This window comes from Roseateles sp. P5_E8, assembly GCF_054177665.1.
In genome coordinates, this window is the sequence record NZ_JBGCUM010000004.1 from 99,346 (window position 1) to 126,161 (window position 26,816).

The following is a 26,816-nucleotide window of genomic DNA, read 5'->3' on the forward strand; positions in this document are numbered from 1 at the left end:
AGCAGCTGCAGTATGAGGCCCGCGCGGCGATGCGGGCCCGAGAACCAAGCCTCGGAGGAGACACCGGGCGATGTACGAGAACAAGAGACTTGGCTTCATGTTCGTCCTGCCATTCGTGCTGGGCGTGCTGTTGTTCAAGCTCTTCCCCTTCGTGATGAGCTTTGCGCTCAGCTTCACGCAGTACGACCTGATCGACCCACCCGAGTGGATCGGCATGCGCAACTACGAGGAGATGCTCACGGGCGATCCTCTGTTCAGGAAGTCGCTGGGCGTCACGCTCACCTTCGCGCTGCTGGCCGTGCCGCTGCGCGTGGGCTCCGCGCTGGTCGTGGCCCAGGTGCTGAACTTCAAGCTCAAGGGCATCAACGCCTTCCGCGCGGCCTTCTACATCCCGTCCATCCTGGGTGGCTCCATCGCCGTGGCGGTGCTGTGGCGCTTCGTGTTCGCCAAGTACGGCCTGGTCAACATCATCCTGGGCAAGCTCGGTTTCGAGCCCATCCCCTGGCTGGCCGATGAGCACTACTCGATGTGGACCATCGTGCTGCTCTTCACCTGGCAGTTCGGCTCGGCCTGCGTCATCTTCCTGGCCGCGCTGCAGAACGTCTCCAAGTCGCTCTACGAAGCCGCCGAGATCGACGGCGCCAGCCCCGGCCAGCAGTTCTGGAAGATCACCGTGCCCCTCATCACGCCGGTCATCTTCTTCAACCTGATCATGCAGATGGTGCATGCCTTCCAGGAGTTCAACGGCCCCTACCTCATCACCGAGGGCGGCCCGCTGCATTCCACCTATGTGCTGGCGCTGTACATCTACGACCAGAGCTTCCGCTTCTTCAACCTGGGCTATGGCGCCGCACTGAGCTGGGTGCTGTTCGCGCTGGTGGCCGGCCTCGCTGCGATCTCGTTCTGGAGCAGCAAGTTCTGGGTCTTCTACGCCGGCGAGAAGGAAGCCACGAAATGAGCGCGGCCGTCGCGATCCATGAGCCGGCGGTCGGCAGCGACGGCCGCACGCCCTGGCTGCGCTATCTGCTGCTGGCGGCCACGGCCATCGTCATGCTCTACCCGCTGCTGTGGTTGGTGGGCGCGTCCTTCAAGAGCAACAGCGAGATCTTCACGTCGGCCGGCTTCTGGCCGTCCAAATTCTCGTTCGATGCCTACGCCAAGGGCTGGAAGACCAGCACCGAATACACGTTCGCGACCTACTTCCTGAACAGCTTCCTCATCACCATCCCGCGCATCATCGTCACGGTGATCTCCTGCGTGCTGGTGGCCTATGCCTTTGCGCGCTTCGAGTTCTGGGGCAAGAAGATCCTGTTCAGCATCATGGTCGGCACGATGATGCTGCCGCTGATCGTGCTGCGCCTGCCGCAGTACCTCGTCTTCCGCGAGCTGGGTTGGCTGGACAGCTATCTGCCGCTGATCGTCCCGTCGGCCTTCGCCACCGACACCTTCTTCGTCTTCATGCTCGTGCAGTTCCTGCGCGGCATCCCGCGCGACATGGAAGAGGCCGCGCTGATCGACGGCTGCAACGCGCTGCAACTGCTCTGGCACATCATCGTGCCGCTGCTCAAGCCCGCCATCATCAGCGTCATCGTCTTCCAGTTCATCTGGACGATGAACGACTTCATGGGCCCGCTGATCTACCTCGCCTCGGTCGAGAAATACCCGGTCAGCCTGGCGCTCAAGATGAGCATTGGCGCCACCGAGGAGGTCGAATGGGCCAATGTCATCGCGATCTCGGTCGTCGCGCTGATCCCGTCCATCACGGTCTTCTTCGTCGCCCAGAAGCATTTCATCGAAGGCGCCACGTCCAGTGGCGTCAAAGGCTGAGATATGGCTGCGGTATCCCTGCGCAAGATCGAAAAGACCTACCCCAATGGTTTCAAGGCCGTGCACGGCGTCGACCTCGACGTGCGCGACGGTGAGTTCATGGTCTTTGTCGGCCCCTCGGGCTGTGCCAAGTCCACGCTGCTGCGCATGGTCGCCGGCCTGGAGTCCATCAGCGGCGGCGAGCTGGAGATCGGCGGCCGCACCGTCAACGACTTGCCGCCCAAGGCACGCGGCATCGCGATGGTGTTCCAGAACTACGCCCTCTACCCGCACATGACGGTCTACGACAACCTGGCCTTCGGGCTGAAGTTGGCCAAGACCCCGAAGGCGGAGCTGCAGCAACGCGTGCTGCATGCCGCCAAGCTGCTGGAGATGGAGCATCTGCTGACGCGCTACCCCAAGCAGCTGTCCGGCGGCCAGGCCCAGCGCGTGGCCGTGGGCCGCGCCATCGTCAAGAAGCCCGAGGTCTTCCTGTTCGACGAGCCGCTGTCCAACCTCGACGCCAAGCTGCGCGCGGCGATGCGCGTGCGCCTGACCGAGCTGCACCGGTCCCTGCGCGACGCCGGCCAGCCGGCCACCACCATCTACGTCACGCACGACCAGACCGAAGCCATGACCATGGGCGAACGCATCTGCGTGCTCAAGGCTGGCGTCATCCAGCAGGTCGACACGCCCACCGCGCTGTACGACCGCCCGGCCAATGCCTTCGTCGCCAGCTTCATCGGCTCGCCGGAGATGAACATCGCCAACGCGACGCTGAACGACGGCACCGTCACGCTGGGCAATGTGAGCCTGCCCTTGCCCGCCCGCCGCTTCAGGGCCACGGCCAATGGCGGCGTGCAGTTCGGCCTGCGCCCCGAGCACATCGGCCTCTCGGCCAAGCCGGGCAGCATCGCCGTGCAGGGCACGCTGAAGTTCTGCGAGAACATGGGCGCCGAAGTCTTCACCTACTTCGATGTCGGCGGCGTGGCCTTCAGCGCGCGCGTCCCGGCCGAAGAAGGCATCGCCCTGACCACGTTGCGACGCGGTACCTCGCTGACCTTCCACTTCCAGATGAGCCATGCCCATCTGTTCGCCGTGGGCGACGACGGCCCGAGCCTGCTGGCATGAGCCTGAGCCGCCGCGCCGTCATCGCCAGCGCCAGCGCGCTGGCCGCGCCCTTCGTCCATGCGCAGAGCCAGCCCGTGCTGCGCTTCGCCTGGTGGGGTGGTGCCGGCCGCCACCAGGCCACGCTGGCCGCGCTGAAGGTCTTCGAGCAGCGCTACGGCGTGCGCGTGAAGGCCGAGTACATGGGCTTCGCCGGCTATCTGGAGCGCCTGACCACGCAGATCGCCGGCCGCTCCGAGCCCGACCTCATGCAGATCAACTGGGCGTGGATGGCCATGTTTAGCAAGCGCGGCAACGGCTTCACCGATCTGAACGGCCTGACCCAGCACCTGGCGCTCGACCAGTTCACCGAGGACGACCTCGCTTACGGCCGTGTGCAAGGCAAGCTCAACGCGCTGCCCACGTCGTTCACCGCCCGCGTCTTGCTGTGGAACCAGACCGCCTTCGGCCGCGCCGGCATCAAGCTGCCCGAGACCTGGGACGAGTTCTTCGCCACCGGCCCCACCTTCCGCGCCCGCCTGGGCGATGGCGCCTACCCGATGGACGGCGAGCTCTACGACATGATCCTGCTGTCGCAGAGCTACATCCAGCAGAAGCACGGCATGCCCTTCGTCGATCCCGCCAGGCCGCGAGTGGCGATGAGCCCCGCCGCCACGCTGGAATGGGTGCAGTTCTACAAGCGCCTCATCGCTCAGCATGTGGCCACGCCGCTGCCGCTGCGCGCCAGCCTGGGCGGTGCCGAGAAACCCACCGAGCAGCAGCCCGACTGGGTGGCCGGCCACTGGGCGGGCACCTACACCTGGGACTCCATCATCGGCCTGCGCAGCTCCACACTGGCGCCGGGCGAGAAGCTGGCGCTGGGACCCTTCCCAATGCTTGCCGGCGCCAAGGACAGCGGCCTGTTCGGCCGGCCCACGGTCATGTACGCCGTTGGCCGCAACAGCAAGCAGGCCGAGCTGGCCGCCAAGCTGATGAACTTCCTGCTGACCGACGCCGAGGCCGCGCGTATTCTTGGCCGCACCCGCGGCCTGCCGAGCGCCAGGAGTGCGCTCGCCGTGCTGCAGAGGGCCGGCGGCCTGCCTCCGCTCGAACTCGCTGCGCACGCCCAGATCCAGGCCCAGCGCGACGCCGGCCGGCTCATCCGCCCAGCGCCCTTGTTCGAGCACGCCCGCTTCCATAAATTCATGCGCGAGGTCTTCGAGACCGTCGCCTACAACAAGTCCACCGACGCCGAGGCGGCCCACCGCCTCGTCGATGAAGGCAACGCCCTGTTGCAGAGGATCCACTGATGAAAAGTACTGAACGCAAATTTGAATTCCTCACCCGTGAGGACCCCGACACCGGCGCCCGCGTCACGCGCCTGACGCCGCCCGATGTCACCTGCCATCGCAACTACTTCTATCAGAAGTGCTTCACGAACGATGGCCGCAAGCTGATCTTCGGCGGCGAGTTCGGCCCCAACCCCAGCCCGAACTGGAACTACCACCTGCTGGACCTCGACACCCAGCGCTGCGTGCAGCTCACCGACGGCATGGGCGAGAACACCTTCGGCGGCTTCTTGAGCCCCGACGACAAGCACCTCTACTTCGTGCGTGACAAGCGCAAGTTCATCCGCCTGGACCTGGCCACACTGCAGGAGGAAGTCCTCTACGTCGTGCCCGACGCCTGGGTGGGCTATGGCACCTGGGTGAGCAACAGCGCCTGCACCAAGATCGTCGGCATCGAGATCGCGGCCGACGACTGGTTCCCGCTGAACACCTGGCAGAAGTTCAACGAGATGTTCCACAAGCGGCCGCTGTGCCGCCTGTTCAGCGTCGACCTGGCGACGGGCAAACGCACCGTCATCCTGGAGCAGCGCGGCTGGCTGGGCCACCCGCAGTACCGCCCCTTCGACGACAACACTGTCGCCTACTGCCACGAAGGCCCGCACGACCTCATCGACGCACGCATGTGGTTCATCGACGAGAACGGCACGAACCGCCGCTGCGGCAAGGAACACCTGGACGGCGAAAGCTGCACGCACGAGTTCTGGGTGCCGGATGGCAGCGCCATGATCTACGTCAGCTACAACGAGAAGTCGCCCGAGCGCTGGATCTACAGCCTGGACCCGGTCACGCTGGAGAACAAGCTGCTGACGGCCATGCCGCAGTGCTCGCACCTGATGAGCAACCACGACGGCACGCTGATCGTCGGCGATGGCGTGGGCAAGGTCAGCCATGACAGCACGGCCAGCAACGCGATGCTGGTGGGCGACCCCTACCTGCACCTGTTCGACCTGAAGGCCGGCACGACCCGCACCATCGCAAGGCACGACAGCGGCTGGGACGTCTACAAGGACGACCGCCAGGTCACGCACCCCCATCCCAGCTTCACGCCGGACAACAAGCAGGTGCTGTTCAGCTGCGACAAGGAGCGCGCGAACGGCGTCGAGCCCGCGCTCTACTTGGCCGACCTGTGAAGCTCCTGCTCGCGCTGGCCCTCGGACTGGCCACGTGCGTGAGCCAGGCGCAGACCCGCCCGCAACTGAACGCCGTGCAGGCGGCGGCCCACACCATCGCCGCCTACCTCGGCGACTGGCAGCCGGCACCGCTGGCCGACCTCAGCGCCGCGCCGCCAGACTTCGTCGTCAAACCTGGCGAGTCCGTCCAGGCCGCCATCGACAAGGTGCCCGCTGACGGAGCCAAACGCTGGGTCATCCACATCCAGCCCGGCACCTACCGCGGCCCCCTGTGCATCAAGGACAAGGCACCGCTGTCGCTGATCGGCTCGGCCCTGGACGCCGCCGCCGTCGTGCTGGTGGACAACCGCTTCTCCGGCAAGCCCAAGGGCGAGAACGAGCCCGCCCACCCCTGCTTTCCCGAACTGGGCAAGGCGACCATCGGCACCAGCGGCAGCACCAGCATGCTGGTGCAGAGCAACGACGTGCAGCTCATCTCATTGACCGTCGCCAACGATGCAATGGACGGCGTGCGCCGCGGCGAGGCCTACCCGGCCGGCGTGGGCGAAGGCGGCGGCGCGCAGGCCGTGGCGCTGACGCTGACCGGCGACCGCATCCAGCTCGACACCGTGCGTTTGCTGAGCCACCAGGACACGCTCTACGTCAAGCGTCCGAATCCGAACCAACCGGCCCGCCAGCTGATCCGCCACAGCCTCATCGCCGGCGACGTGGACTTCATCTTCGGCAGCGCCACGCTGGTCATCGACCACAGCACCATCCTGACCCGCGCCAACCGCCGCAAGCCCGGCAACGGCGGCATCATCCTCGCACCCAGCACCCTGCCCACCTCGACCCAAGGCTTCCTGGTCACGCACAGCCGCATCGTCGGCGAGCCCGGCATCGCTCCCGGCAGCACGGCGCTGGGCCGCGCCTGGGACGCCGGCGTGAAGGCCGGCACCTGGGTCGCCGGCACCAGCCCCGACGGCATGGCCGTCGTGCGCGACAGCGAGATCGGCGCGCATGTGGGCAACTGGTCGGCCAGCACCTCGCGCCGCCCGCCTGATGCCACCCGCCTGACCGAATTCAACAACCGCCAGCCATGAGCATCACCCGCCGCGACCTCCTCGCCCTCGCCACCCTGCCGGCATTGACCGGCTGCGCCACCACCACGCCGCCCGCCACGGAAAGCCCCCTGGGCTGGGCCGCTGTCGGCGCCACGACCGGCGGCGCCAAGGCCATTCCCGAGCACATCTTCGACGTGCACGACCGCGCCGGCCTGAACGCAGCGCTGCGCCTGGGCGACAAGCCCAAAATCATCCGCATCCACAAGCTGATCGACCTCTGCCCGGGCGGCGTCGAGGCCTTCCGCGACCCCGAGTTCAGCTTCGACGCCTTCGACCGCGCGTTCGATCCCGCCACCTGGGGCCGCGACGACCCCAAGGGCCCGCTGGAAGACGCCCGCAAGCGCTCGGAGAAGCGCCAGGCCGAGGTGTCCATCGTGCGCCTGCCCTCCAACACGACGCTGCTGGGCGCCGCACCCGGCGCAGGCTTCGAGCACGGCATGGTGCTGCTGGAGAAGGTCAGCAACATCGTCATCCGCGACTTGCGCTTCTCCGACGCATACGACCACTTCCCCGCCTGGGAGCCGCGCGACAACGGGCACGGCGAGTGGAACTCGGAATACGACGCGCTGTCCCTGCGCGGCGCCGACCGCGTGTGGGTGGACCACTGCCTGTTCGACGACGGCCGCCACCCCGACAAGCTCGAACCCATCCGCCTGGGCCAGCGCGTGCAGCACCACGACGGCCTGCTCGACATCACCAACGGCAGCGACCTCGTCACCGTGTCCTGGTGCCGCCTCCAGGCCCATGACAAGACCATGCTGATCGGCAGCAGCGACACCCGCACCAGCGACGACGGCAAGCTGCGCGTGACGCTGCACCACAACCACTTCAACGGCTGCAAGGAGCGCACGCCACGGGTGCGCTTCGGCCGCGTGCATGTGGTGGCCAACCTGTTCAGCGCCGACCGCGCCGAGGACTTCGGCTATTCGCTGGGCATAGGAATGCAGTCGCGCATCGTCAGCGAGTCCAACAGCTGGGAGCTGCCGGCCGGCATCCAGCCCCAGCAACTGATACGCGTCCTCAAGGGCAGCACCTTCGTCGACCGCGGCAGCCGCCTGAACGGCCGCCCGGTGGATCTGCAGCAAGGGCTGTCGGCCGATGTCGGCTGGCGGCCGGAGGACGCCTACGACACCACCGCATTGCGACCGGCCGACCCCAATCGACTTGTTGAGCAAATCCGCACTGCCGCAGGGCCACGGCTGGCCTGAGTCAGAATCCGCCTCTGGAAATCCCGAAACAAGCGCCCGAAAGAATCAAAACGATGGACGAAGACATTGGCGATTCAAAGCAACCCGAATCGGTTGCGGCGGTACTCAAGGTGTTCGCCATCCTGAATGCGCTGGGCGAACGCAGTGATATCGGTATCACGGACCTGTCCGTGCGCCTGGCCATGCCCAAAGCAACGGTCTACCGCTTCCTGCAGACGATGAAAAGCCTGGGCTATGTACGCCAGGAGGCCGATAGCGAACGCTACGGCCTGGCCATGCGCATGTTCGAGATCGGTGCCAAGGCCCTGCCCTCGCCCGACCTGGTGGACCTGGCCAAGCACCCCATGCAGATGCTGGCCGACGCCACCGGCGAGACGGTCCACCTGGGCAGCCTCATCGACAGCGAGATCATCTACATCCACAAGGTGGACTCGCGCCACATGCTGGGCATGTACTCGCGCGTCGGTCGCCGTGCGCCGCTGCACTGCACGGCCATCGGCAAGGTGCTGCTGGCCTGGGAACACCCCGAGCGCCGCGATCGCATCCTGGACGGCGCCGAGTTCAAGCGCTTTCGCGACAAGACCATCACCGAGCGCCCGGCCTTCCTGGCCGAGCTGGCGACGGTCAAGGCGCAGGGCTTCGGCGAGGACCGCGAGGAATTCGACGACCACATCCGCTGCCTGGGCGTGCCCATCTTCGACCGCCTGGGCCAGCCCATCGCCGGCATGAGCGTGTCCTTCCCGACCTTCCGCTTCGACGTCGCCAAGGCGCCGGAGTACGTCAAGATGCTGCAGGCCGCCAGTCGCGACATCTCCGCGAAGCTGGGCTGCACCAATTACCCCATCAAAGACGTGGCCTGAAGCCGCGCCCCTAGAACGCTGTCGCCCCAGGGACGCGCGCGTCCCGGCTCGCGGTGCTTCAATGCCGGCTGTTGTGTAAACAGGCAGCCGCCATGACCCAGACCAATCGCCAGATCGTCCTCGCCGCCCGCCCCAAGGGCGAGGTCACGCCCGACAACTTCCGCCTCGTCGAGGCAGAACTGAGCCCCCTGGCCGACGGCCAGGTTCGCGTGCGCAACCACTTCCTCAGCCTGGACCCGTACATGCGCGGCCGCATGAACGAGAGCAAGAGCTACGCGGCGTCGCAGCCGCTGGACGAGGTCATGATCGGCGGCACGGTCGGTGAAGTCGTCGAGTCGAAGAACGCGCATTTCACCGTCGGCGACAAAGTCGTCGGCATGGGCGGCTGGCAGGAGTTCCAGACCGTCGACGCCAACCAGCGCGGCGTGCTGCAGAAGGTCGACACCACCCACATCCCCCTGTCCGCCTATCTCGGCCCCGTCGGCATGCCCGGCGTGACGGCCTGGTACGGCCTGGTGAAGATCATCAATCCCAAGGCCGGCGAGACGGTCGTCGTCAGCGCCGCCAGCGGTGCGGTCGGCTCGGTGGTGGGCCAGCTCGCCAAGGCGCGCGGCTGCCGCGCGGTGGGCCTGGCCGGCGGCGCGGACAAGTGCCGTTATGTTGTCGAGGAACTGGGCTTCGACGCCTGCATCGATTACAAGCAGCATGCCGACGTGCGGTCCCTTTCCGCTGCGCTGAAGGCCGAGTGCCCGAGCGGCATCGACGGCTACTTCGAGAACGTCGGCGGCATGATCCTGGACGCCGTGCTGCTGCGCGCCAACGCCTTCAGCCGCATCGCCATGTGCGGCATGATCTCCGGCTACGACGGCCAACCCATCCCGATGGCGGCGCCCCAGCTCATCCTCGTCAACCGCATGAAGATCGAGGGCTTCATCGTCTCCGAGCACATGGAAGTCTGGCCCGAGGCGCTGAAGGAAGTGGGCGGCCTCGTCGCCACGGGCAAGCTCAAGTACCGCGAGTCCGTTGCCGACGGCATCGCCGCAGCGCCCGAGGCCTTCATCGGCCTGCTCAAGGGCAGGAACTTCGGCAAACAATTGGTGAAGCTCGTTTGATCCGCTGGACCTGCCTGCGCTTTGACGAACTGAGCGTCCGGCAGCTCTACGACGTACTGGCGCTGCGCTCCCAGGTCTTCGTTGTCGAGCAGAACTGCGTGTTCCTTGACATCGACGGCCTGGACCCGCTAACGCTGCACCTGCTCGGCAGCGCAGATGACGGTGCACTGAAGGCCTATGCGCGGCTGATCCCGCCCGGCCTGAAGGCGCCGGACGCCCTCATTGGCCGCGTCGTCACCCCGCCCGCCGCGCGTGGCGGCGGCACGGGCCGCCTGCTGATGGCCGAGGCCGTCGCGCAGTGCGAGCGCCTGTGGCCCGGGCATGCCACCACGTTGCACGCGCAGGCGCATCTGGAACGCTTCTACGGCAGCTTCGGTTTCTCGCCTATCGGCGATCAATACATGGAAGACGGCATCCCTCACCAAGAGATGCGCAAGGAAAAATCCGCATGACCAAACAGACCGCCGTCATCACCGGCGCCGGCTCCGGCTTCGGCCTGGAAACCGCCCGCCTCGCCGCCGCACGCGGCATGAACCTCGTCCTCGTCGACGTGCAGGCCGATGCGCTTGAAAAGGCGGCCGCCGAGTTCGGCAACGTCGAGGTGCTGTCCCGCGTCGTCGACGTTGCCAAGGCCGAGCCCATGCAGGCGCTGGCGGATGCCGTACAGGAACGCTTCGGCGCGCCCCACTTCGTCTTTAACAACGCCGGCGTCGGCTCGGGCGGCCTGATCTGGGAGAACACGCTCGCCGACTGGGAATGGGTGCTGGGCGTCAACCTGATGGGCGTCGTGCACGGCGTGCGCCTGTTCACGCCCATGATGCTGGCCGCAGCCAAGGCCGACCCGGCCTACTCGGGCCACATCGTCAACACCGCCTCCATGGCCGGCATGCTGAACCCGCCCAACATGGGCGTCTACAACGTGTCCAAGCACGCCGTGGTGTCGCTGAGCGAGACGCTGTACCAGGACCTGTCGCTGGTGACGGACCAGGTCCACGCCTCGGTGCTCTGCCCCTTCTTCGTGCCCACCGGCATCAGCCAGAGCCACCGCAACCGGCCGAGCGAATTCGCCAGCGCCAAGCCGACCAAGAGCCAGCTCATCTCCCAGGCCCAGACCGACAAGGCGGTGTCCTCCGGCAAGCTGACGGCGGCCGACGTGGCGGCCCTGGTGTTCGACGCCATCGACCACAACAAGTTCTACATCTTCAGCCACCCGCAGGCCCTGGCCGGCGTGCAGACGCGGCTGGAAGACGTGATGCTGCAGCGCAACCCCACTGATGCCTTCGTCGACCGGCCCGAGATCGGCGTGGGGCTGCGAGCCAAGCTCAGGGCCGACTAGGGGGCGGAGACAATCGGGGCATGAGTTCCCCGATTCCGAATGACTCCGTCGCCATCATCGGCGGCGGCCCCGCCGGCCTGATGGCCGCCGAGGTGCTGGCCGCCGCCGGCCACGCCGTCACCGTCTACGACGCCAAGCCCAGCGTCGGCCGCAAGTTCCTGCTGGCCGGCAAGGGCGGGCTCAACCTGACCCACTCCGAGCCCTTCGAGCCCTTCCTGGGCCGCTTTGGCGAGCGGGCCGCGCAGATAGCCCCTCTGCTGCGCAGCTTCGACGGCGAAGCGCTGCGCGACTGGGCCGCAGGACTGGGCATAGAAACCTTTGTCGGCACCTCGGGCCGCGTCTTCCCCAAAGACCTCAAAGCCGCGCCGCTGCTGCGCGCCTGGCTGCACCGCCTGCGCGCGGCCGGCGTGAAGTTCGCCATGCGACATCGCTGGACCGGTTGGGCGGATGACGGAGCGCTGCGCTTCGACACCCCCGAAAACGAACGATTCGTCACGCCCAGCGCGACACTGCTGGCGCTGGGCGGCGCCTCCTGGCCGCAACTGGGGTCCGACGGTGCCTGGGCACCGTGGCTCGCAGCGCGTGGTGTGGACGTCGCGCCGCTGCTGCCGGCCAACTGCGGCTTCGACATCGGCACCACCGCCGCCCATGCGAGCGGCCCCGGCTGGAGCGAGCGCTTCGCCGCCGAGTTCGCCGGCCAGCCGATCAAGCCCGTCGCCCTGGAAACCGAAGGCTTTGCCTACCGCGCCGGCGAGTTCGTCATCACGGCGACCGGCATCGAAGGCTCCCTCGTCTACGCCGCCAGCGCTGCGCTGCGCGAGCAGATCGGTCGCACGGGCTCAGCCACGCTGCACCTCGACCTGCTGCCCCAACTCGCAGCCGAGCGCGTGCTCGCCGAAGTGAAGCACGCGCGCGGCAGCCGCTCACTGTCGTCGCACCTGAAGAGCCGCCTGCACCTGAACCCACTCAAGCTCGGCCTGCTGCACGAGCTGCTGACGCGCGAGCAGATGCTGGACGCGCCCACGCTGGCTGCAGCGCTCAAGCACCTGCCGCTGACGCTGCACGCGCCCCGCCCCGTGGCCGAGGCCATCAGCACGGCGGGTGGCGTGCGCTTCGAGGCGCTGACCGAAGGGCTGATGCTCAGCGCCCTGCCCGGCATCTTCTGCGCCGGCGAGATGCTGGACTGGGAGGCGCCGACCGGCGGCTACCTGCTCACGGCCAGCATCGCCAGCGGCCGCGCGGCGGCGCAGGGGCTGGCGCACTGGCTGTCCGATCAGGGCTGAGCGCCGTCAAAGGCGGAGAACGCGGGCGCCGTCCATCCCCTAGCCCACAGTGCCGATTTCACCGCGCCTGGCTGGCCGGTGTTCCTAGACTGCGGCGTCGCCACTTCTGCGCTGTTCGCATGCCTGCCCTTCGCTTCACCGCCCTGGCCCTGAGCCTGATTGCCGCCTTCGTTCACTCGCCCGCCGCGGCAGATGCCACGCCTTCGCCGCTGCAACTGGGCGCGCCGAACATCTCCAACCTCTATGGGCTCGAACTCAACCAGTGGTACGTGTTCGCGAACCGGGTCACGGCCGGCACGATCATTGACGGCCAGCTCACCGAGCAGAGCGACTCCAAGGTCGTGCCGACGGGCGCCGATCTGAGCCTGCGCGTAGAGGATTCGCACGCCGCCGGCAGCAAGCTCGCCTCGGCGATGGCCCGGGTGTCGCCCACCAGCATCGGCGCATCGGCGTCGGCACGCGACCCGCTCAACCCGCTGGGCGCGGGGACGGCCGCCGTCAGCTACTCGACCGTGACCTACTTCGCGCTGCTGGACCAGGATGCCAGCTTCAAGTTCGACCTCAAGCTTGACGGCCAGTTGCACCGGCTCGGCGACGCCATGGCGCCCGACATCTCGGGTGCAGCGGTTGCCGCGCTGGCTTACGGCTCGCATGCCAACTACACCGGCGAAAAGTCGAGCGCCGCGTTTCTGGCAGCCGGGCTCGATCTCGACTCAGGAAGCGAGACCTTGATCCAGCAACTGAGCAGACTGAAGTCCAGCACCCAGACCCATCTGGACGTTTTCGGTGCCCAGACCACTCCGGTCAACACCTGGGTCGACGTCGACACGACGCTGCACGTGACCGCGCAAGGGACGCAACAGAACTGCGAGAAGCCGATCTCGCCGGCCTGCGGTCGCTACTTCTACTTCTTCAGCGTGCTGCTGTTCAATGGTGCCCAGAACGGCGGCCTCGCCGACTTCTCGCACACGCTGGAAGTCACCAGCGTGTCCGTCGACGGCGCCGCGGCCCAACCCTTCGGCGCCATCTCGGCCGTGCCCGAGCCCGCCACGGCGCCCATGCTGGCGCTAGGCGTCGCGGGCCTGCTGGGCGTCGCCGCGCGCCGCCGCCTGCGCCTCTGATCAAGGGCGGCGGGCTGCGGGCCGCGGGCGACTGTCCAGCTGGCCCGCAGCTCTGGGCCAGCCGCGCGAGCGCCCACGGAGATCGTGCAGCACGCCTGGCAGGGCCTGGAAAACCCGTGTGGGAAAATCATGGGCTTTTTCGCCCGCAGCCCGAGCCCGTTTTGAGCCAATTGATCACCCAATCGATCGTCCACCAGATTGCCGCCGAGCTGAAGGTTCGGCCCGCCCAGGTGCAGGCCGCCGTCGACCTGCTGGACGGCGGGGCCACCGTGCCCTTCATCGCCCGCTACCGCAAGGAGGCCACCGACGGCCTGGACGACATCCAGCTGCGCGAGCTGGATGTGCGCCTCATCTATCTGCGCGAGCTGGCGGACCGCCGCGAGGCGGTGCTCAAGTCCATCGCCGAGCAGGGCAAGCTGACGCCTGAACTGGAGGCCGCCATCCGCACGGCGCCAACCAAGCAGGAGCTCGAAGACCTCTACCTGCCCTACAAGGTCAAGCGCCGCACCAAGGGACTCATCGCCCGTGAGGCGGGGCTGGAACCGCTGGCGGACAAGCTGTTCGCCAACCCGTCGCTGGAGCCACTGGTTGAAGCCGCATCGTTCATCAATGCCGACGCCGGTTTTGCCGACGCCCATGCCGTGCTGGACGGCGTGCGCGACCTGCTGGCCGAGCGCTGGGCCGAGGACGCCCTGCTAGTGGGCAAGCTGCGCGAGTGGCTGTGGGATGTAGGCCTGTTCCAAAGCAAGCTGATGGACGGCAAGAGCCCGGACGCGCCGGACAACGCCAAGTTCCGCGATTACTTCGACTACGCCGAATCCATCAAGACGGTGCCCTCGCACCGCGCGCTGGCCGTCTTCCGAGGCCGCACGCTGGAGTTGCTGGACGCCAAGCTGGTGCTGGACGAAGAAGTGGTCGCCGGCCAGCCCACGCTGGCCGAAGGCCGCATCGCGAGCCACCTGGGCTGGCGCCACGCCAACCGCCCGGGCGACGCACTGATCCGCAAGACCGTCGGCTGGACCTGGAAGGTCAAGCTCTCGCTGAGCCTGGAGCGCGACCTGTTCGCCCGCCTGCGGGAGTCAGCCGAGGCCACCGCCATCAAGGTGTTTGCTGAGAACCTGCGCGACCTGCTGCTGGCCGCGCCCGCCGGCAAGCGCGTCGTCATGGGGCTGGACCCGGGCATCCGCACCGGCGTGAAGGTGGCCGTCGTCTCCGACACCGGCCGCGTGCTGGACACCTCCACCGTCTACCCGCACGAGCCCCGCCGCGACTGGGATGGCAGCCTGCACACGCTGGCCAAGCTGTGCGCCACGCATGGCGTCAACCTGATTGCCATCGGCAACGGCACGGCGAGCCGCGAGACCGACAAGCTGGCCGGCGAGCTGATCAAGAAGCTGCAGGCGCTGGATGCCAACGTCAAGATCGAGCGGGTCGTCGTCAGCGAAGCCGGTGCGTCGGTCTACTCGGCGTCGGAGTTCGCCTCCAAGGAATTGCCCGATCTGGACGTGAGCCTGCGTGGCGCCGTGTCCATCGCCCGCCGCCTGCAGGACCCGCTGGCCGAGCTGGTCAAGATCGACCCCAAGAGCATCGGCGTCGGCCAGTACCAGCACGATGTCAACCAGAGCGAGATGGCACGCACGCTGGACGCCGTCGTCGAGGACTGCGTGAACAAGGTGGGCGTGGACCTGAACACCGCCTCACAGGCGCTGCTGGCCAAGGTCTCCGGCCTGTCGGCGTCGGTCGCCAGCAGCATCGTGCGCTGGCGCGACGCCAACGGCGCCTTTCGCAACCGCCAGCAGCTGCTGGACGTGACCGGCCTGGGCCCCAAGACCTTCGAGCAGGCCGCCGGCTTCTTGCGCATCCACGGCGGCGACAACCCGCTGGACTTCAGCGGCGTCCACCCCGAGACCTACCCGCTGGTCGAGAAGGCGCTCACCCTCCTCAAGCGCCCGGCCGCCGACATCATTGGCCGCAGCGAAGTGCTGCGCACGCTCAAGCCCGAGCTGCTGGCCGACGAGAAGTTCGGTCTCATCACCGTCAAGGACGTGCTGGCCGAGCTGGAGAAACCAGGCCGCGACCCGCGCCCCGACTTCAAGGTCGCACGCTTCAACGACGGCGTCGAGGACGTCAAGGACTTGCAGCCCGGCATGCTGCTGGAAGGCACGGTCAGTAACGTGGCGCAGTTCGGCGCCTTCGTCGACCTAGGCGTGCACCAGGATGGCCTCATYCACGTCAGCCAGTTGGCCAACAAGTTCGTCAGCGATGCGCGCGAGATCGTCAAGACCGGCGACATCGTCAAGGTCAAGGTGCTGGAGGTCGACCTGGCCCGACAGCGCATCTCGCTGACGATGAAGCTGGACGCGCAGGCGCCGCGTGGCCCCAAGCAGGACAACGCCTTCCGCCCCGCCGCCCGCAACGAGCGGCCCGGCGCTGGCTCGCGCCCTTCGCATGACCAGCAGCCGGCCGGCGGCAACGCCATGGCCTCGGCCTTTGCCAAGCTCAAGCGCTGACCTTCGTCATTGACACGCAGCGCTGCCAACATCCTGCCCGCACCCCTGGCCGTCGATTGACGCACCGCAAATCGCAGCTGGTCGCAGGCCAACTGCATCGCGTCATCGCCGCGGCTATGGTCCGCGCCGCACTGAACATCCGGAGTACCTCTTGAAAACCCCCGCCCTCGCCTCGCTGCTCCTGCTTTATCCGGCCCTCGTCCTGGCCCAGCAGGACGTCGACCGCGCCGCCACCTCGCCCTCGCCCGGCAACCAGCTCGAACGCGTCGAAGTGCGCCGCACGCTGAACGACACCGACCTGCGCCGCCGCGAGCCCGTGGCCAAGCAGCTCTACGGCCGCGAGGAGCTGGACAAATACGGCGACACCCAGCTGAGCGATGTGCTCAAGCGCCTGCCCGGTATCAACGTCTCCGGCGGCCAGCTGCGCATGCGCGGCCTGGGCGGCGCCTACACGCAGATCCTCGTCAACGGCGAACCCGCGCCCCCGGGCTTCAGCCTGGACAACCTGAACCCCGCCCAGGTCGAGCGCCTGGAAGTGACCAAGGCCCCGACGGCTGACCAGAGCGCCCAGGCCATCGCCGGCACGCTCAACATCATCCTGAAGGACGCCCCGCGCGTCGTGCAGAAGGACCTGCGCCTGGGCCTGGCCTATGCGAGCGAGAAGCCCGTCATCAACGCCGGCTTCACCTACGGCGACCGCATCGTCGGCGGCGTCGGCTTCGTGCTGCCGATCTCGGTCTACAACTGGAACTTCGTCAACGAGACCGACAGCGAGCGCCTGCGCGACGGCGGCCTGACGCGCCTCAGCGGTTCGGGCCGAGATCGCAACCACGGCACGGGCTTCAACATGTCGCCGCGCCYGAACTGGAAGCTCGGCGACGACGAGACGCTGTCGCTGCAGGGCTTCTTCGTACAGAACCGCTTCCGCACCGAGGGCGAAAACACCACGCAGGAAGTCTTCTTCGACCCCATCAAGAGCGTGCGGCCCATCAGCGTGCTCGACACCACGCGCAACCGCGGCACCTTCTCCGCCAACCGCATCAACCTGCAATACAACAACCGCTTCGGTGAGGACCGCCGCATCGAACTGCGTGCCGGCACCGGCAGCGGCGGCGCCGATTTCAACTTCGACTTCTTCGGCCGCAACGCGGCGGGCACGCCGGTCATCGAGCGCATCACCACCGGCGACAACCGCAACCGCAACACCACGCTGGGCGGCAAATACAGCCAGTACGCCGGCGAAGCGCACACCGTGACGGTGGGCAGCGAGATCGAACGCCGCACCCGCGACGAGACGCGCAGCACCGTGGAGATCGATCCGGGCACCGGCCTGGTCCGCCCCTTGCTGCCCGGCCTGGAAGGCCAGCCCTTCAACGCCACCATCACCCGCACGGCCTTCTATGCCCAGGACGAGTGGGAGATCAACAAGCAGTGGTCGGCCTACTTCGGCGTGCGCCACGAGCAGATCAAGACGGTCAGCCAGGGCGTGGGTAGCGAGTTCAACAGCACCAGCAAGGTCACCACGCCGCTGCTGCACCTGAACTTCAAGCCCGACCCCAAGGCCCGCGACATGGTGCGCGCCAGCCTGACGCGCAGCTACAAGGCCGCGGACGTGCAGCAGCTGATCGCCCGCCCGAGCATCAACACCGACTACCCGGCGATCGGCTCCGGCGCACGCGAGAACACGCAGTCCGCGCCCGACCGCATCGGCAACCCCAACCTGCAGCCCGAGCTGGCAACAGGCCTGGACATCGCCTGGGAAAACTACCTGCCCGCCGGCGGCATGGTGTCGGTCGGCCTGTTCCAGCGCCGCATCACCGGCCTGGTGCGCAACTCGCTCGTCAAGGAAAACAGCGTCAGCTGGTCGACCGTGCCGCGCTGGGTCGCCAAGCCCATCAACCTCAGCAAGGCGACGACGCAGGGTCTGGAACTCGAAGTGAAGGGCCGCGCCGGTGAGCTCTTCCCCAGCCTGTTCGAGCCGACGACGGCGCTGAGCATGCGCGCGTCGCTGAACATCTATCGCTCCACGGTCGCCGATATCGTCGGCCCGAACAACCGCCTGGAGGGCCAGCAGCCCTGGCAGTTCAATTTCGGCGCCGATTACCGCATGAAGAGCCTGCCGATCAGCATGGGCTTCAGCGCCCAGATCGCGCCCGACTTCGACGTGCAGCAGACCAACCTGGTCAGCCAGGAAACGCTGGCCAGCCGCTCGGTCGACGCGTTCGCGATGATGCAGGTGAGCAAGCAGGACGGCGTGCGCCTCAGCGTCAACGGGCTGTTCCAACCCAGGCAGGGCAACTACGTCACCTACGCGGGCCTGCCCGACTACGCGCTGAACGAGCGCAAGCCCGTGCCCTGGTGGTCGGTGAACTGGGAACACAAGTTCTGATGCCGTCGGCCTTGCAGGTCTACGCCGGCCCGGCCGCGAAAGCGCGGCTGGCCGAGCGGGGCCTGCGGGCCGAAGACGTCGGCCTGATTCCTGCGGCGGCTGGCGGCCCCAAGGGACTGATCCTCAACGGGCTGGACCGCTTCATCTTCGGCGACTGGCTGCCGCAGAGCCGCCAGACCGTCCACCTCGTCGGCGCCAGCATCGGCGCCTGGCGCATGGCCACCACGGCGCTGGCCCACCGCGACGTGGCCACCGCCTTCGACACCATGGCCGAGGCCTATGTGACGCAGGAATACGACGTGCTGCCCGGCGACAAGCGCCCGCGCCCCGAGGGCGTCAGCCAGCGCTTCGGTGAGATCCTGGGCGAGATCTTCCAGGGCCGGGAGGAGGACGTGCTGGCCCACCCGCGCTTTCGCCTGCACGTCATCACGTCGCGTGGGCAGAACAAGGGCTTGGGCCTGCTGGCGCGCGAAGGCAAGCTGCGCACGCCAATGGGTTACCTAGGCGCATTCGCCGCGAATGCCGTGTCGCGCCCGCTGCTGGGCCGCTTCCTGGAGCGCGTCGTCTTCTCCGATCCGCGCGACCGCCTGCCGCTGAAGCTGAACGACTTCACGACCCGCGAGGTGCATCTCTCTCGCGCCAACCTGCGTGGCGCGCTGCTGGCCAGCTGCTCCATCCCCTTCTGGCTGCGCGCCCAGCACGACCTGCCCGGCGCGCCGCGCGGCGCCTACTGGGACGGCGGCATCACCGACTACCACCTGCACCTGGACTACCGCGCGCTGCAGTCGTCCGGCGCACCGCTGGTGCTCTATCCGCACTTCCAGCGCCAGGTCGTGCCCGGCTGGCTGGACAAGGCCTTGAAGCACCGGCATCGCTCGACGGCCTTTCTCGACAACGTCGTACTGCTATGCCCCTCGCCCGAGTGGATCGCCCAGTTGCCCGGCGCCAAGCTGCCCGACCGCAACGACTTCATGACGCTGGACGCCGAAGAGCGCCGCCGCCGCTGGCGCATCGCCGTGGCCGAGAGCCAGCGCCTCGCCGACGAGTTCGCGGCGCTGACACAGCGCAACACCGTTGCCGCGTTGAGCCTCTAGAATTGTCGCTCCCTCCCATCACAAGAGCGAGAAAGGCACCCTGGTTATGACACCGCGAACTACGACCACCTTCACCGGTACCTAGTCGGCCGCGGCTCGTCACACCAGTCCTTTTCGGACTTCACCAATCAAGCGCGGCAAGTGGCCGCGCTTTTTTGTTTTCGCCCTTTCTCCGCGCTCTGGAGCACCCCCATGATTTCGATTCAACTCCCCGACGGCTCCCGCCGTGAGTTCCCCGCCGCGCTGTCTGTCGGTGATGTAGCCGCCAGCATCGGCGCCGGCCTTGCCAAGGCCGCGCTCGGTGGCCGCGTCGACGGCAAGCTCGTCGACCTCAGCCATGTCATCAGCCAGGACGCCCAGCTCGCCATCGTCACCGACAAGGACGCCGACGGCCTGGAGCTGATCCGCCACTCAACGGCCCACTTGCTGGCCTATGCGGTCAAGTCGCTCTACCCCGACGCCCAGGTCACCATCGGCCCGGTCATCGAGAACGGCTTCTATTACGACTTTGCCTACAAGCGCCCCTTCACGCCCGACGACCTGGCCGCCATCGAAGCCAAGATGACCGACCTGGCGAAGAAGGACGAGCAGGTCTCGCGCCGCGTGCTGCCGCGCGACGAGGCCGTGGCGCACTTCAAGGCCATGGGCGAGGCCTACAAGGCCGAGATCATCGAGAGCATCCCGGCCGACCAGGACGTGTCGCTCTACAGCGAAGGCGCTTTCGAAGACCTGTGCCGCGGCCCGCACGTGCCCAGCACGGGCAAGCTCAAGCACTTCAAGCTGATGAAGGTGGCCGGCGCCTACTGGCGCGGCGACCATCGCAACGAGATGCTGCAACGCATCTACGGCACGGCCTGGGCGAGCAAGGACGACCTGCAGAAGTACCTCATCCGCCTGGAGGAAGCCGAGAAGCGCGACCACCGCAAGCTGGGCCGTGAGCTGGACCTGTTCCACATCGACGAGCACTCGCCGGGCACGGTGTTCTGGCACCCCAAGGGCTGGGCCGTCTGGCAGGAGGTGGAGCAGTACATGCGCCGCGTCTACCGCGAGAACGGTTACCTGGAGGTCAAGGGCCCGCAGATCCTCGACAAGGGCCTGTGGGAGAAGTCCGGCCACTGGGACAAGTACCGCGACAACATGTTCACGACCGAGTCGGAAAAGCGCGACTACGCGCTCAAGCCGATGAACTGCCCCGGCCACATCCTGATCTTCAACCAGGGCGTGAAGAGCTACCGCGACCTGCCGCTGCGCTTCGGCGAGTTCGGCCAATGCCACCGCAACGAGCCCACCGGCGGCCTGCACGGCATCATGCGCGTGCGCGGCTTCACGCAGGACGACGGCCACATCTTCTGCACCGACGACCAGATCCTGGACGAGTGCGCCGATTTCACAGCCCTCCTCAAGAAGGTCTACGCCGACTTCGGCTTCACCGACATCGTCTACAAGGTCGCCACGCGCCCGGCCGCCCGCATCGGCACGGACGAATACTGGGATCGGACCGAACAGGTGCTGATGGAGTCGCTGCGCCGCTCGGGCTGCGAGTTCGAGATCGCCCACGGCGAGGGCGCCTTCTACGCGCCCAAGATTGAATACGCGCTGAAGGATGCGCTGGGCCGCCAGTGGCAGTGCGGCACGATCCAGATCGATTCCAACATGCCGGAGCGCCTGGGCGCCGCCTTCGTCGACGAGGACAGCCAGCACAAGACGCCCGTCATGCTGCACCGCGCCATTGTCGGCAGCCTGGAGCGTTTCATCGGCATCCTGATCGAGCAACACGCCGGCGCGCTGCCCACTTGGCTCGCACCAACACAGGTCGTCGTGGCCAATATCACCGACGCGCAGGCCGATTACGTGTCTGAAATTGTGAAATCGCTGCAAAAACAAGGGCTTAGGGCCTCGGCGGATTTGCGCAACGAGAAGATCACCTATAAAATCCGCCAGCATTCAATGCAAAAGCTGCCGTACATCCTTGTCGTAGGCGACAAGGAAAAGGCGAATGGCAGCGTTGCGGTACGCGCCCGTGGCAACCAGGATCTCGGCGTGATGCCCCTGCAGGACTTCCTTAACCGGATCTCCGCAGACATCACCAACAAGGTCTGACCCAGCCTCTCGGGCGCGATTTATTTTGTTTGGGCCCTTCGCCTTGGGGCCCGCTGAAAGGTCTACACCATCGCTACGTTTGCCGACCGTCGTGCGATTCCGGAGCGCAAGCACCGGTTGAACCGCGAAATCATGGCTCCCGAAGTCCGTCTGAACGGCCCCGAGAACGAACCCATCGGCGTCGTCAGCATCCAGGAAGCCCTGCGTATGGCGGGCGACATGGATGTGGACTTGGTCGAGATTTCCCCCACGGCCAATCCGCCGGTCTGCCGGCTGATGGACTACGGGAAGTTCAAGTACATCGAGCAGAAGCGCGCTGCCGAGGCCAAGTCCAAGCAGAAGGTCATCGAAATCAAGGAAGTCAAGTTCCGCCCGGGCACGGACGAAGGCGACTACCAGATCAAGATGCGCAATCTGCGCCGCTTCATCGCCGAAGACGGCGACAAGGGCAAGGTCACGCTGCGCTACCGGGGCCGCGAAATCACCCACCAGGACATCGGTATGCGCCTGCTGGAGCGGATTCGCGATGAACTGGCCGACGTGGCAATCGTCGAGAACATGCCGAAGCTCGAAGGTCGGCAGATGATCATGGTCCTGGCGCCCAAAAAGCGTTAAGACCGAAGCAGAGTTCAGCCGGCGGGTTTGGTCGCCCACCGGCTTACAAGTCTCCTGAGGCCAACAAGCATGGCGGGCTCACCGGCATCGCCCCAGGGACACACTTAGAAGGAGCATCAACATGCCCAAAATGAAGACCAAGAGCAGCGCGAAAAAGCGTTTTCGCGTTCGTCCGGGTGGCACCGTCAAGCGCGGTCAGGCGTTCAAGCGCCACATCCTGACCAAGAAGACCACCAAGAACAAGCGTCAGCTTCGCGGTTCGGTCGCTGTGCACGAAACCAACATGGGACACATCGCTCAGATGCTGCCCTTTGCTGGCCTGTAATCCACTACTGACTCAAGGAGAAACACATGCCTCGCGTCAAACGTGGTGTAACCGCTCGTGCCCGTCACAAGAAGGTCTTGGCTCTGGCCAAGGGCTTCCGGGGTCGCCGTAAGAACGTCTTCCGCATCGCCAAGCAGGCGGTGATGAAGGCGGGCCAATACGCCTACCGTGACCGTCGTACCAAGAAGCGCGTCTTCCGCCAGCTCTGGATTGCCCGTATCAACGCCGCATCGCGTGGTCTGGGTCTGTCCTACAGCAAGTTCGTGGCGGGTCTGAAGAAGGCCCAGATCGAGATCGACCGCAAGGTCCTCGCCGATCTGGCCGTCAACGACCCGGCTGGCTTTGCCAGCATCTTCGCCAAGGTGAAGGCCGCGCTCGCCTGATTGCGATTCATCCCGACTTGCGTCGGGATACGCAACTTTTGAGGGGCCGGTCACCCAGTGACCGGCCCCTTTTTATTTCCAAAATCCGAATGTCTGATCTCGACGCTTTGCTCGAAGCGGCACGCAGCGATTTCGCCGCAGCCCCAACGCCCGCCGAACTCGAAAACGCCAAGGCGCGCTTCCTGGGCAAGTCCGGTCGCGTGACCGAACTGATGAAGGGCCTGGGCGCGCTCAGCATCGAGGAAAAGAAGACCCGCGGCGCCGAGATCAATCAGCTCAAGGTTGGCATCGAAGCCGCCCTGACGGCCCGCCGCGATGCGCTCGCTGCCGCCGAACTGGAGAAGCAGCTCAAGGCCGAAGCGCTGGACGTCACCCTGCCCGGCCGCAGCCGCGGCACCGGCGGCCTGCACCCGATCACGCGCGCCATGGAGCGCATCGAGGCCATCTTCGGCTCCATGGGCTTCGACGTTGCCGACGGCCCCGAGATCGAGACCGACTGGTACAGCTTCTCGGCGCTGAACAACCCCGAGAACCACCCCGCCCGCTCGATGCAGGACACGTTCTACGTCGACATGAAGGACGAGAACGGTGCCTGGCTGAACCTGCGCCCGCACACCAGCCCGATGCAGATCCGCTACGCGCAGGCGCACGCCAAGCGCTACGCCGGTCAAGACACGATGCCTGAGATCCGCGTCATCGCGCCGGGCCGCACCTACCGCGTCGACAGCGACGCCACCCACTCACCCATGTTCCACCAGGTTGAAGGCCTGTGGGTGGGCGAGAACATCAGCTTCAAGGACCTGAAGGCGGTCTACCTGAACTTCATCACCGCCTTCTTCGAGACCGACCAGCTGCAGCTGCGCTTTCGCCCCAGCTACTTCCCGTTCACCGAGCCCAGCGCCGAGATCGACATCATGTTCGAGAGCGGCCCGCTGAAGGGCCGCTGGCTGGAGGTGTCGGGCTCGGGCCAGGTGCACCCGCAGGTGATCCGCAACATGGGCCTGGACCCGGAGCGCTACATCGGCTTCGCCTTCGGCTCCGGCATCGACCGCCTGGCCATGCTGCGCTATGGCGTCAACGACCTGCGCGCCTTCTTCGACGGCGACCTCCGCTTCCTCGCACAGTTCAAGTAAACAGTTATGCAATTCCCCGAGTCCTGGCTGCGCGAGTTCTGCAATCCGCCGCTCTCCACCCAAGCCCTGGCCGAACTGCTGACCATGTCCGGCATGGAAGTGGAAGAGCTGCGCCCCGTGGCGCCGCCCTTCCATGGCATCGTCGTCGCCGAAATCCTCGAGGCCGAGCAGCACCCCAATGCCGACAAGCTGCGCGTCTGCAAGGTCAACGCCGGTGGCGCAGAACCACTGCAGATCGTCTGCGGCGCGCCCAACGCTCGCGTGGGCATCAAGGTGCCGCTGGCCACCGTCGGCGCAGAGCTGCCGACGGACGACGCCGCCAAGCCCTTCAAGATCGGCGTCGGCAAGCTGCGAGGCGTCGAGAGCTTCGGCATGCTGTGCTCGGCCCGCGAACTCAAGCTCAGCGAAGACCACGGCGGCCTGCTGGAGCTGCCCGCCGATGCCGTCGTTGGTGAAGACATCCGCAAGCACCTCAACCTCGACGACACGCTGTTCACGCTCAAGCTGACGCCCAACCTGGGCCATGGCTTGAGCGTCTTCGGCGTCGCCCGTGAAGTGGCCGCGCTGACCGGCGCACCACTGCTCAAGGCCGAGTTCCCGCCGGTGAAGCCCGGCATCGACGACAAGCTGCCGATCCGCATCGAAGCCAGCGACCTGTGCGGCCGTTTCTCGGGCCGCATCGTCAAGGGCATCGACACAAAGGCGCAAACGCCAGCGTGGATGATCCAGCGCCTTGAGCGCTGCGGCCAGCGCTCGGTGACGGCTCTGGTGGACATCTCGAACTACGTGATGTTCGAGTACGGCCGCCCGTCGCACATCTTCGACCTGGACAAGATCAGCGGCGAGCTGGTCGTGCGTTGGGGCAAGGCCGGTGAGCAGCTCAAGCTGCTGAACGGCAACACCATCACCGTCGACGAAAAAGTCGGCGTCATCTCGGATGCGCGCGAGGTCGAGTCCCTCGCCGGCATCATGGGCGGCGACCACACCGCCGTGTCCGACGACACGCGCAACGTCTACGTCGAAGCTGCGTTCTGGTGGCCCGAGGCCGTCATGGGCCGCGGCCGCCGCTACAACTTCTCCACCGACGCCGGCCATCGCTTCGAGCGCGGCGTCGACGCGTCACAGACCGTCGAGCACATCGAGCGCATCACGCAGCTCATCGTCGACATCTGTGGCACGCCAGAGACCAAGGTCGGCCCGATGGACGACCAGTCGCCCAACGTGCCGGTGCGCAAGCCCGTGGCCCTGCGCGTCGCTCGCGCCGCCAAGGTCATCGGCATGCCGCTGACGCAGACACAGTGCGAAGGCGTGTTCACGCGCCTGGGCCTGCCCTTCACGACCACCGACGGCATCATCACCGTCACGCCGCCGAGCTGGCGCTTCGACATCCTGATCGAGGAAGACCTCATCGAGGAAGTCATCCGCGTGCTGGGCTATCCGACGCTGCCGTCCACCGCACCGCTGGCGCCCATCGTCGGCCGCACAGGCTCGGAGTCGCGTCAGTCCACGCATGCGCTGCGTCGCGCGGTTAGCGCACGCGACTACTTCGAGACCATCAACTTCAGCTTCGTCGAAGAACGCTGGGAGCGCGAGCTGGCCGGCGTCACCGACCCGATCAAGTTGCTGAACCCCATCGCCGCGCCGCTGTCGGTGATGCGCACCAGCCTCATCGGCAGCCTGGTGCAGGTGCTGCGCCACAACCAGGCCCGCCGCGCGACGCGCGTGCGTGTCTTCGAGCTGGGCCGCGTGTTCAAGCGTGATGCTGCTGTCGCCAACGGCCCGCTGAGCGTGGCTGGCATTGAGCAGCCGCTGCGCCTGGGCGGCTTGGCCTGGGGTCCGGCTGACCAGCAGCAATGGAGCCAGCGCGACCGCGCCGTCGACTTCTTCGACGTGAAGGGCGACCTGGAAGCGCTGTTCGCACCGCAGACGCTGACCTTCGAAGCCGCCGAGCACCCTGCCCTGCACCCGGGCCGCAGCGCACGCGTAAAGCTGAATGGCGCCGTCATCGGCGTCGTTGGCGAGTTGCACCCTCGCTGGCGCCAAGGCTACGAGATCAGCGGCGGTGCGCCCATCGTCTTCGAGCTGAACCTCGACGCCACGCTGCTGCGCACGCTGCCGCAAGGCCAGCCGCTGCCGCGCCAGCAGGCCGTGCAGCGCGACCTGGCGCTGGTCGTCAAGGACAGCACGCCGCACGATGCGCTGATGGCCACGATCACGTCGGCTGGTGGCTCGTTGCTGCGCTCCGCCAAGCTGTTCGACGTCTTCAAGCCGGCGTCCGGCAGTGCCGACCTGCAAGCCGACGAGCGCAGCCTGGCCGTGCGCCTGGAACTGCTCGACGACGGAGCAACGCTGACCGACGAACGCATAGACGCAGCCGTGGCGGCCATCGTCGCAGCGGCGAACCAACAACTCGGCGCCCGCCTGCGCGGCTGACCCTCTGGAGGAGGAATCAAGAACATGGACGCGAACGACGTCAAGAAAGAAGCCGCAGCGGTCGTCATCGGCAGCCTGGAGACGCCCACGCTGACCAAGGCCGAGCTGGCCGAACTGCTGTTCGACAAGCTGGGCTTGAACAAGCGCGAGTCCAAGGACATGGTCGAGGCCTTCTTCGACATCCTGCACGACAGCCTCGTCAAGGGTCAGGACGTGAAGCTCTCCGGCTTCGGCAACTTCAACATCCGCCGCAAGGCGCCGCGCCCCGGCCGCAACCCGCGCACGGGCGAGTCCATTCCGATCAAGGCGCGCAACGTCGTGACTTTTCACGCCAGCCACAAACTCAAGGGGCAGGTGCAAGGTGACGCGCCGGCCGGGGAAGACTTCGAGTAGAGTCTCCCCTCCCCTCGCGAACTTGT

Annotated in this window: 23 protein-coding genes; all 23 read left to right on the top strand. The window is 66.7% G+C overall.

The features are described from left to right. Positions 1-97 precede the first annotated feature (97 nt). The 23 genes from ACXRVZ_RS03865 to ACXRVZ_RS03975 all read left to right on the top strand — a co-directional run bounded on the left by ACXRVZ_RS03865 (position 98) and on the right by ACXRVZ_RS03975 (position 26,790). Positions 98-958 carry a carbohydrate ABC transporter permease gene (locus ACXRVZ_RS03865; RefSeq protein WP_457419709.1) on the top strand — a complete coding sequence of 287 codons (861 nt, stop codon included), beginning with the start codon at positions 98-100 and terminating at the stop codon, positions 956-958. Further along, the gene (locus ACXRVZ_RS03870; protein ID WP_457419711.1) at positions 955-1,827 is read left to right on the top strand and encodes a carbohydrate ABC transporter permease; all 873 of its coding nucleotides are present in this window, start codon (positions 955-957) and stop codon (positions 1,825-1,827) included. The genes ACXRVZ_RS03865 and ACXRVZ_RS03870 overlap by 4 nt, the downstream gene beginning before the upstream one ends. A 3-nt stretch (positions 1,828-1,830) precedes the next feature. Continuing rightward, the gene (locus tag ACXRVZ_RS03875) at positions 1,831-2,937 is read left to right on the top strand and encodes an ABC transporter ATP-binding protein (RefSeq protein ID WP_457419713.1); all 1,107 of its coding nucleotides are present in this window, start codon (positions 1,831-1,833) and stop codon (positions 2,935-2,937) included. Then, positions 2,934-4,223, top strand: coding sequence for an ABC transporter substrate-binding protein (locus ACXRVZ_RS03880; RefSeq protein WP_457419715.1), 1,290 nt, complete (start codon positions 2,934-2,936; stop codon positions 4,221-4,223). The genes ACXRVZ_RS03875 and ACXRVZ_RS03880 overlap by 4 nt, the downstream gene beginning before the upstream one ends. After that, the gene (locus tag ACXRVZ_RS03885; protein ID WP_457419717.1) at positions 4,223-5,392 is read left to right on the top strand and encodes an oligogalacturonate lyase family protein; all 1,170 of its coding nucleotides are present in this window, start codon (positions 4,223-4,225) and stop codon (positions 5,390-5,392) included. The genes ACXRVZ_RS03880 and ACXRVZ_RS03885 overlap by 1 nt, the downstream gene beginning before the upstream one ends. Then, on the top strand, positions 5,389-6,474 hold the full coding sequence (locus ACXRVZ_RS03890) for a pectinesterase family protein (RefSeq protein WP_457419719.1): 1,086 nt from the start codon (positions 5,389-5,391) through the stop codon (positions 6,472-6,474). The genes ACXRVZ_RS03885 and ACXRVZ_RS03890 overlap by 4 nt, the downstream gene beginning before the upstream one ends. Next, the gene (locus tag ACXRVZ_RS03895; RefSeq protein WP_457419721.1) at positions 6,471-7,703 is read left to right on the top strand and encodes a pectate lyase family protein; all 1,233 of its coding nucleotides are present in this window, start codon (positions 6,471-6,473) and stop codon (positions 7,701-7,703) included. The genes ACXRVZ_RS03890 and ACXRVZ_RS03895 overlap by 4 nt, the downstream gene beginning before the upstream one ends. A gap of 53 nt (positions 7,704-7,756) precedes the next feature. After that, entirely contained in the window at positions 7,757-8,563 is an 807-nt protein-coding gene (gene kdgR / locus ACXRVZ_RS03900) for a DNA-binding transcriptional regulator KdgR (RefSeq protein ID WP_457419723.1), read from the top strand. A 92-nt stretch (positions 8,564-8,655) separates the two neighbouring features. After that, positions 8,656-9,675 carry an NADP-dependent oxidoreductase gene (locus ACXRVZ_RS03905; RefSeq protein ID WP_457419725.1) on the top strand — a complete coding sequence of 340 codons (1,020 nt, stop codon included), beginning with the start codon at positions 8,656-8,658 and terminating at the stop codon, positions 9,673-9,675. Next, positions 9,672-10,127, top strand: a complete 456-nt coding sequence (locus tag ACXRVZ_RS03910) for a GNAT family N-acetyltransferase (RefSeq protein ID WP_457419727.1) — start codon at positions 9,672-9,674, stop codon at positions 10,125-10,127. The genes ACXRVZ_RS03905 and ACXRVZ_RS03910 overlap by 4 nt, the downstream gene beginning before the upstream one ends. Beyond that, positions 10,124-11,011 (top strand): SDR family oxidoreductase, encoded by an 888-nt coding sequence (locus ACXRVZ_RS03915; protein WP_457419729.1) that lies wholly within the window; start codon positions 10,124-10,126, stop codon positions 11,009-11,011. Before ACXRVZ_RS03910 ends, ACXRVZ_RS03915 begins: the two co-directional genes overlap by 4 nt. Positions 11,012-11,031: 20 nt before the next feature. After that, entirely contained in the window at positions 11,032-12,294 is a 1,263-nt protein-coding gene (locus tag ACXRVZ_RS03920) for a TIGR03862 family flavoprotein (protein WP_457419731.1), read from the top strand. A 119-nt stretch (positions 12,295-12,413) separates the two neighbouring features. Next, on the top strand, positions 12,414-13,415 hold the full coding sequence (locus ACXRVZ_RS03925; RefSeq protein ID WP_457419733.1) for a PEP-CTERM sorting domain-containing protein: 1,002 nt from the start codon (positions 12,414-12,416) through the stop codon (positions 13,413-13,415). Positions 13,416-13,576: 161 nt separating this feature from the next. Next, positions 13,577-15,925: a Tex family protein gene (locus tag ACXRVZ_RS03930; protein ID WP_457419735.1), complete on the top strand. Its 2,349-nt coding sequence runs from the start codon at positions 13,577-13,579 to the stop codon at positions 15,923-15,925. 151 nt (positions 15,926-16,076) lie between these two features. Beyond that, the gene (locus ACXRVZ_RS03935; protein WP_458232192.1) at positions 16,077-18,314 is read left to right on the top strand and encodes a TonB-dependent receptor plug domain-containing protein; all 2,238 of its coding nucleotides are present in this window, start codon (positions 16,077-16,079) and stop codon (positions 18,312-18,314) included. Next, the gene (locus tag ACXRVZ_RS03940) at positions 18,314-19,408 is read left to right on the top strand and encodes a patatin-like phospholipase family protein (protein ID WP_457419739.1); all 1,095 of its coding nucleotides are present in this window, start codon (positions 18,314-18,316) and stop codon (positions 19,406-19,408) included. The genes ACXRVZ_RS03935 and ACXRVZ_RS03940 overlap by 1 nt, the downstream gene beginning before the upstream one ends. 192 nt (positions 19,409-19,600) lie before the next feature. Further along, on the top strand, positions 19,601-21,508 hold the full coding sequence (gene thrS / locus ACXRVZ_RS03945; protein ID WP_457419741.1) for a threonine--tRNA ligase: 1,908 nt from the start codon (positions 19,601-19,603) through the stop codon (positions 21,506-21,508). Between the two features lie 69 nt (positions 21,509-21,577). Next, positions 21,578-22,123 carry a translation initiation factor IF-3 gene (gene infC, locus ACXRVZ_RS03950; RefSeq protein WP_394471556.1) on the top strand — a complete coding sequence of 182 codons (546 nt, stop codon included), beginning with the start codon at positions 21,578-21,580 and terminating at the stop codon, positions 22,121-22,123. Positions 22,124-22,244: 121 nt separating this feature from the next. Beyond that, positions 22,245-22,448, top strand: coding sequence for a 50S ribosomal protein L35 (rpmI, locus tag ACXRVZ_RS03955; RefSeq protein ID WP_056263791.1), 204 nt, complete (start codon positions 22,245-22,247; stop codon positions 22,446-22,448). 26 nt (positions 22,449-22,474) lie between these two features. Further along, on the top strand, positions 22,475-22,831 hold the full coding sequence (rplT, locus tag ACXRVZ_RS03960; RefSeq protein WP_025564000.1) for a 50S ribosomal protein L20: 357 nt from the start codon (positions 22,475-22,477) through the stop codon (positions 22,829-22,831). An 89-nt stretch (positions 22,832-22,920) separates the two neighbouring features. Beyond that, the gene (gene pheS, locus ACXRVZ_RS03965) at positions 22,921-23,964 is read left to right on the top strand and encodes a phenylalanine--tRNA ligase subunit alpha (RefSeq protein WP_457419744.1); all 1,044 of its coding nucleotides are present in this window, start codon (positions 22,921-22,923) and stop codon (positions 23,962-23,964) included. A 6-nt stretch (positions 23,965-23,970) separates the two neighbouring features. Continuing rightward, positions 23,971-26,397 (top strand): phenylalanine--tRNA ligase subunit beta, encoded by a 2,427-nt coding sequence (gene pheT, locus ACXRVZ_RS03970; RefSeq protein ID WP_457419746.1) that lies wholly within the window; start codon positions 23,971-23,973, stop codon positions 26,395-26,397. Positions 26,398-26,421: 24 nt separating this feature from the next. Further along, positions 26,422-26,790: an integration host factor subunit alpha gene (locus ACXRVZ_RS03975; protein WP_331175097.1), complete on the top strand. Its 369-nt coding sequence runs from the start codon at positions 26,422-26,424 to the stop codon at positions 26,788-26,790. The last annotated feature ends 26 nt before the right edge of the window (positions 26,791-26,816 follow it).

What these genes read in the sequence shown, in the direction of transcription:
- ACXRVZ_RS03885 (WP_457419717.1), top strand. Translation starts at nt 4,223, where the DNA reads ATGAAAAGTACTGAACGCAAATTTGAATTCCTCACCCGTGAGGACCCC.
- ACXRVZ_RS03905 (WP_457419725.1), top strand. Translation starts at nt 8,656, where the DNA reads ATGACCCAGACCAATCGCCAGATCGTCCTCGCCGCCCGCCCCAAGGGC.
- pheS (WP_457419744.1), top strand. Translation starts at nt 22,921, where the DNA reads ATGTCTGATCTCGACGCTTTGCTCGAAGCGGCACGCAGCGATTTCGCC.
- ACXRVZ_RS03915 (WP_457419729.1), top strand. Translation starts at nt 10,124, where the DNA reads ATGACCAAACAGACCGCCGTCATCACCGGCGCCGGCTCCGGCTTCGGC.
- ACXRVZ_RS03925 (WP_457419733.1), top strand. Translation starts at nt 12,414, where the DNA reads ATGCCTGCCCTTCGCTTCACCGCCCTGGCCCTGAGCCTGATTGCCGCC.
- pheT (WP_457419746.1), top strand. Translation starts at nt 23,971, where the DNA reads ATGCAATTCCCCGAGTCCTGGCTGCGCGAGTTCTGCAATCCGCCGCTC.
- ACXRVZ_RS03880 (WP_457419715.1), top strand. Translation starts at nt 2,934, where the DNA reads ATGAGCCTGAGCCGCCGCGCCGTCATCGCCAGCGCCAGCGCGCTGGCC.
- ACXRVZ_RS03940 (WP_457419739.1), top strand. Translation starts at nt 18,314, where the DNA reads ATGCCGTCGGCCTTGCAGGTCTACGCCGGCCCGGCCGCGAAAGCGCGG.
- ACXRVZ_RS03975 (WP_331175097.1), top strand. Translation starts at nt 26,422, where the DNA reads ATGGACGCGAACGACGTCAAGAAAGAAGCCGCAGCGGTCGTCATCGGC.
- ACXRVZ_RS03870 (WP_457419711.1), top strand. Translation starts at nt 955, where the DNA reads ATGAGCGCGGCCGTCGCGATCCATGAGCCGGCGGTCGGCAGCGACGGC.
- rplT (WP_025564000.1), top strand. Translation starts at nt 22,475, where the DNA reads ATGCCTCGCGTCAAACGTGGTGTAACCGCTCGTGCCCGTCACAAGAAG.
- rpmI (WP_056263791.1), top strand. Translation starts at nt 22,245, where the DNA reads ATGCCCAAAATGAAGACCAAGAGCAGCGCGAAAAAGCGTTTTCGCGTT.
- ACXRVZ_RS03895 (WP_457419721.1), top strand. Translation starts at nt 6,471, where the DNA reads ATGAGCATCACCCGCCGCGACCTCCTCGCCCTCGCCACCCTGCCGGCA.
- kdgR (WP_457419723.1), top strand. Translation starts at nt 7,757, where the DNA reads ATGGACGAAGACATTGGCGATTCAAAGCAACCCGAATCGGTTGCGGCG.
- ACXRVZ_RS03920 (WP_457419731.1), top strand. Translation starts at nt 11,032, where the DNA reads ATGAGTTCCCCGATTCCGAATGACTCCGTCGCCATCATCGGCGGCGGC.
- ACXRVZ_RS03875 (WP_457419713.1), top strand. Translation starts at nt 1,831, where the DNA reads ATGGCTGCGGTATCCCTGCGCAAGATCGAAAAGACCTACCCCAATGGT.
- ACXRVZ_RS03865 (WP_457419709.1), top strand. Translation starts at nt 98, where the DNA reads ATGTTCGTCCTGCCATTCGTGCTGGGCGTGCTGTTGTTCAAGCTCTTC.
- thrS (WP_457419741.1), top strand. Translation starts at nt 19,601, where the DNA reads ATGATTTCGATTCAACTCCCCGACGGCTCCCGCCGTGAGTTCCCCGCC.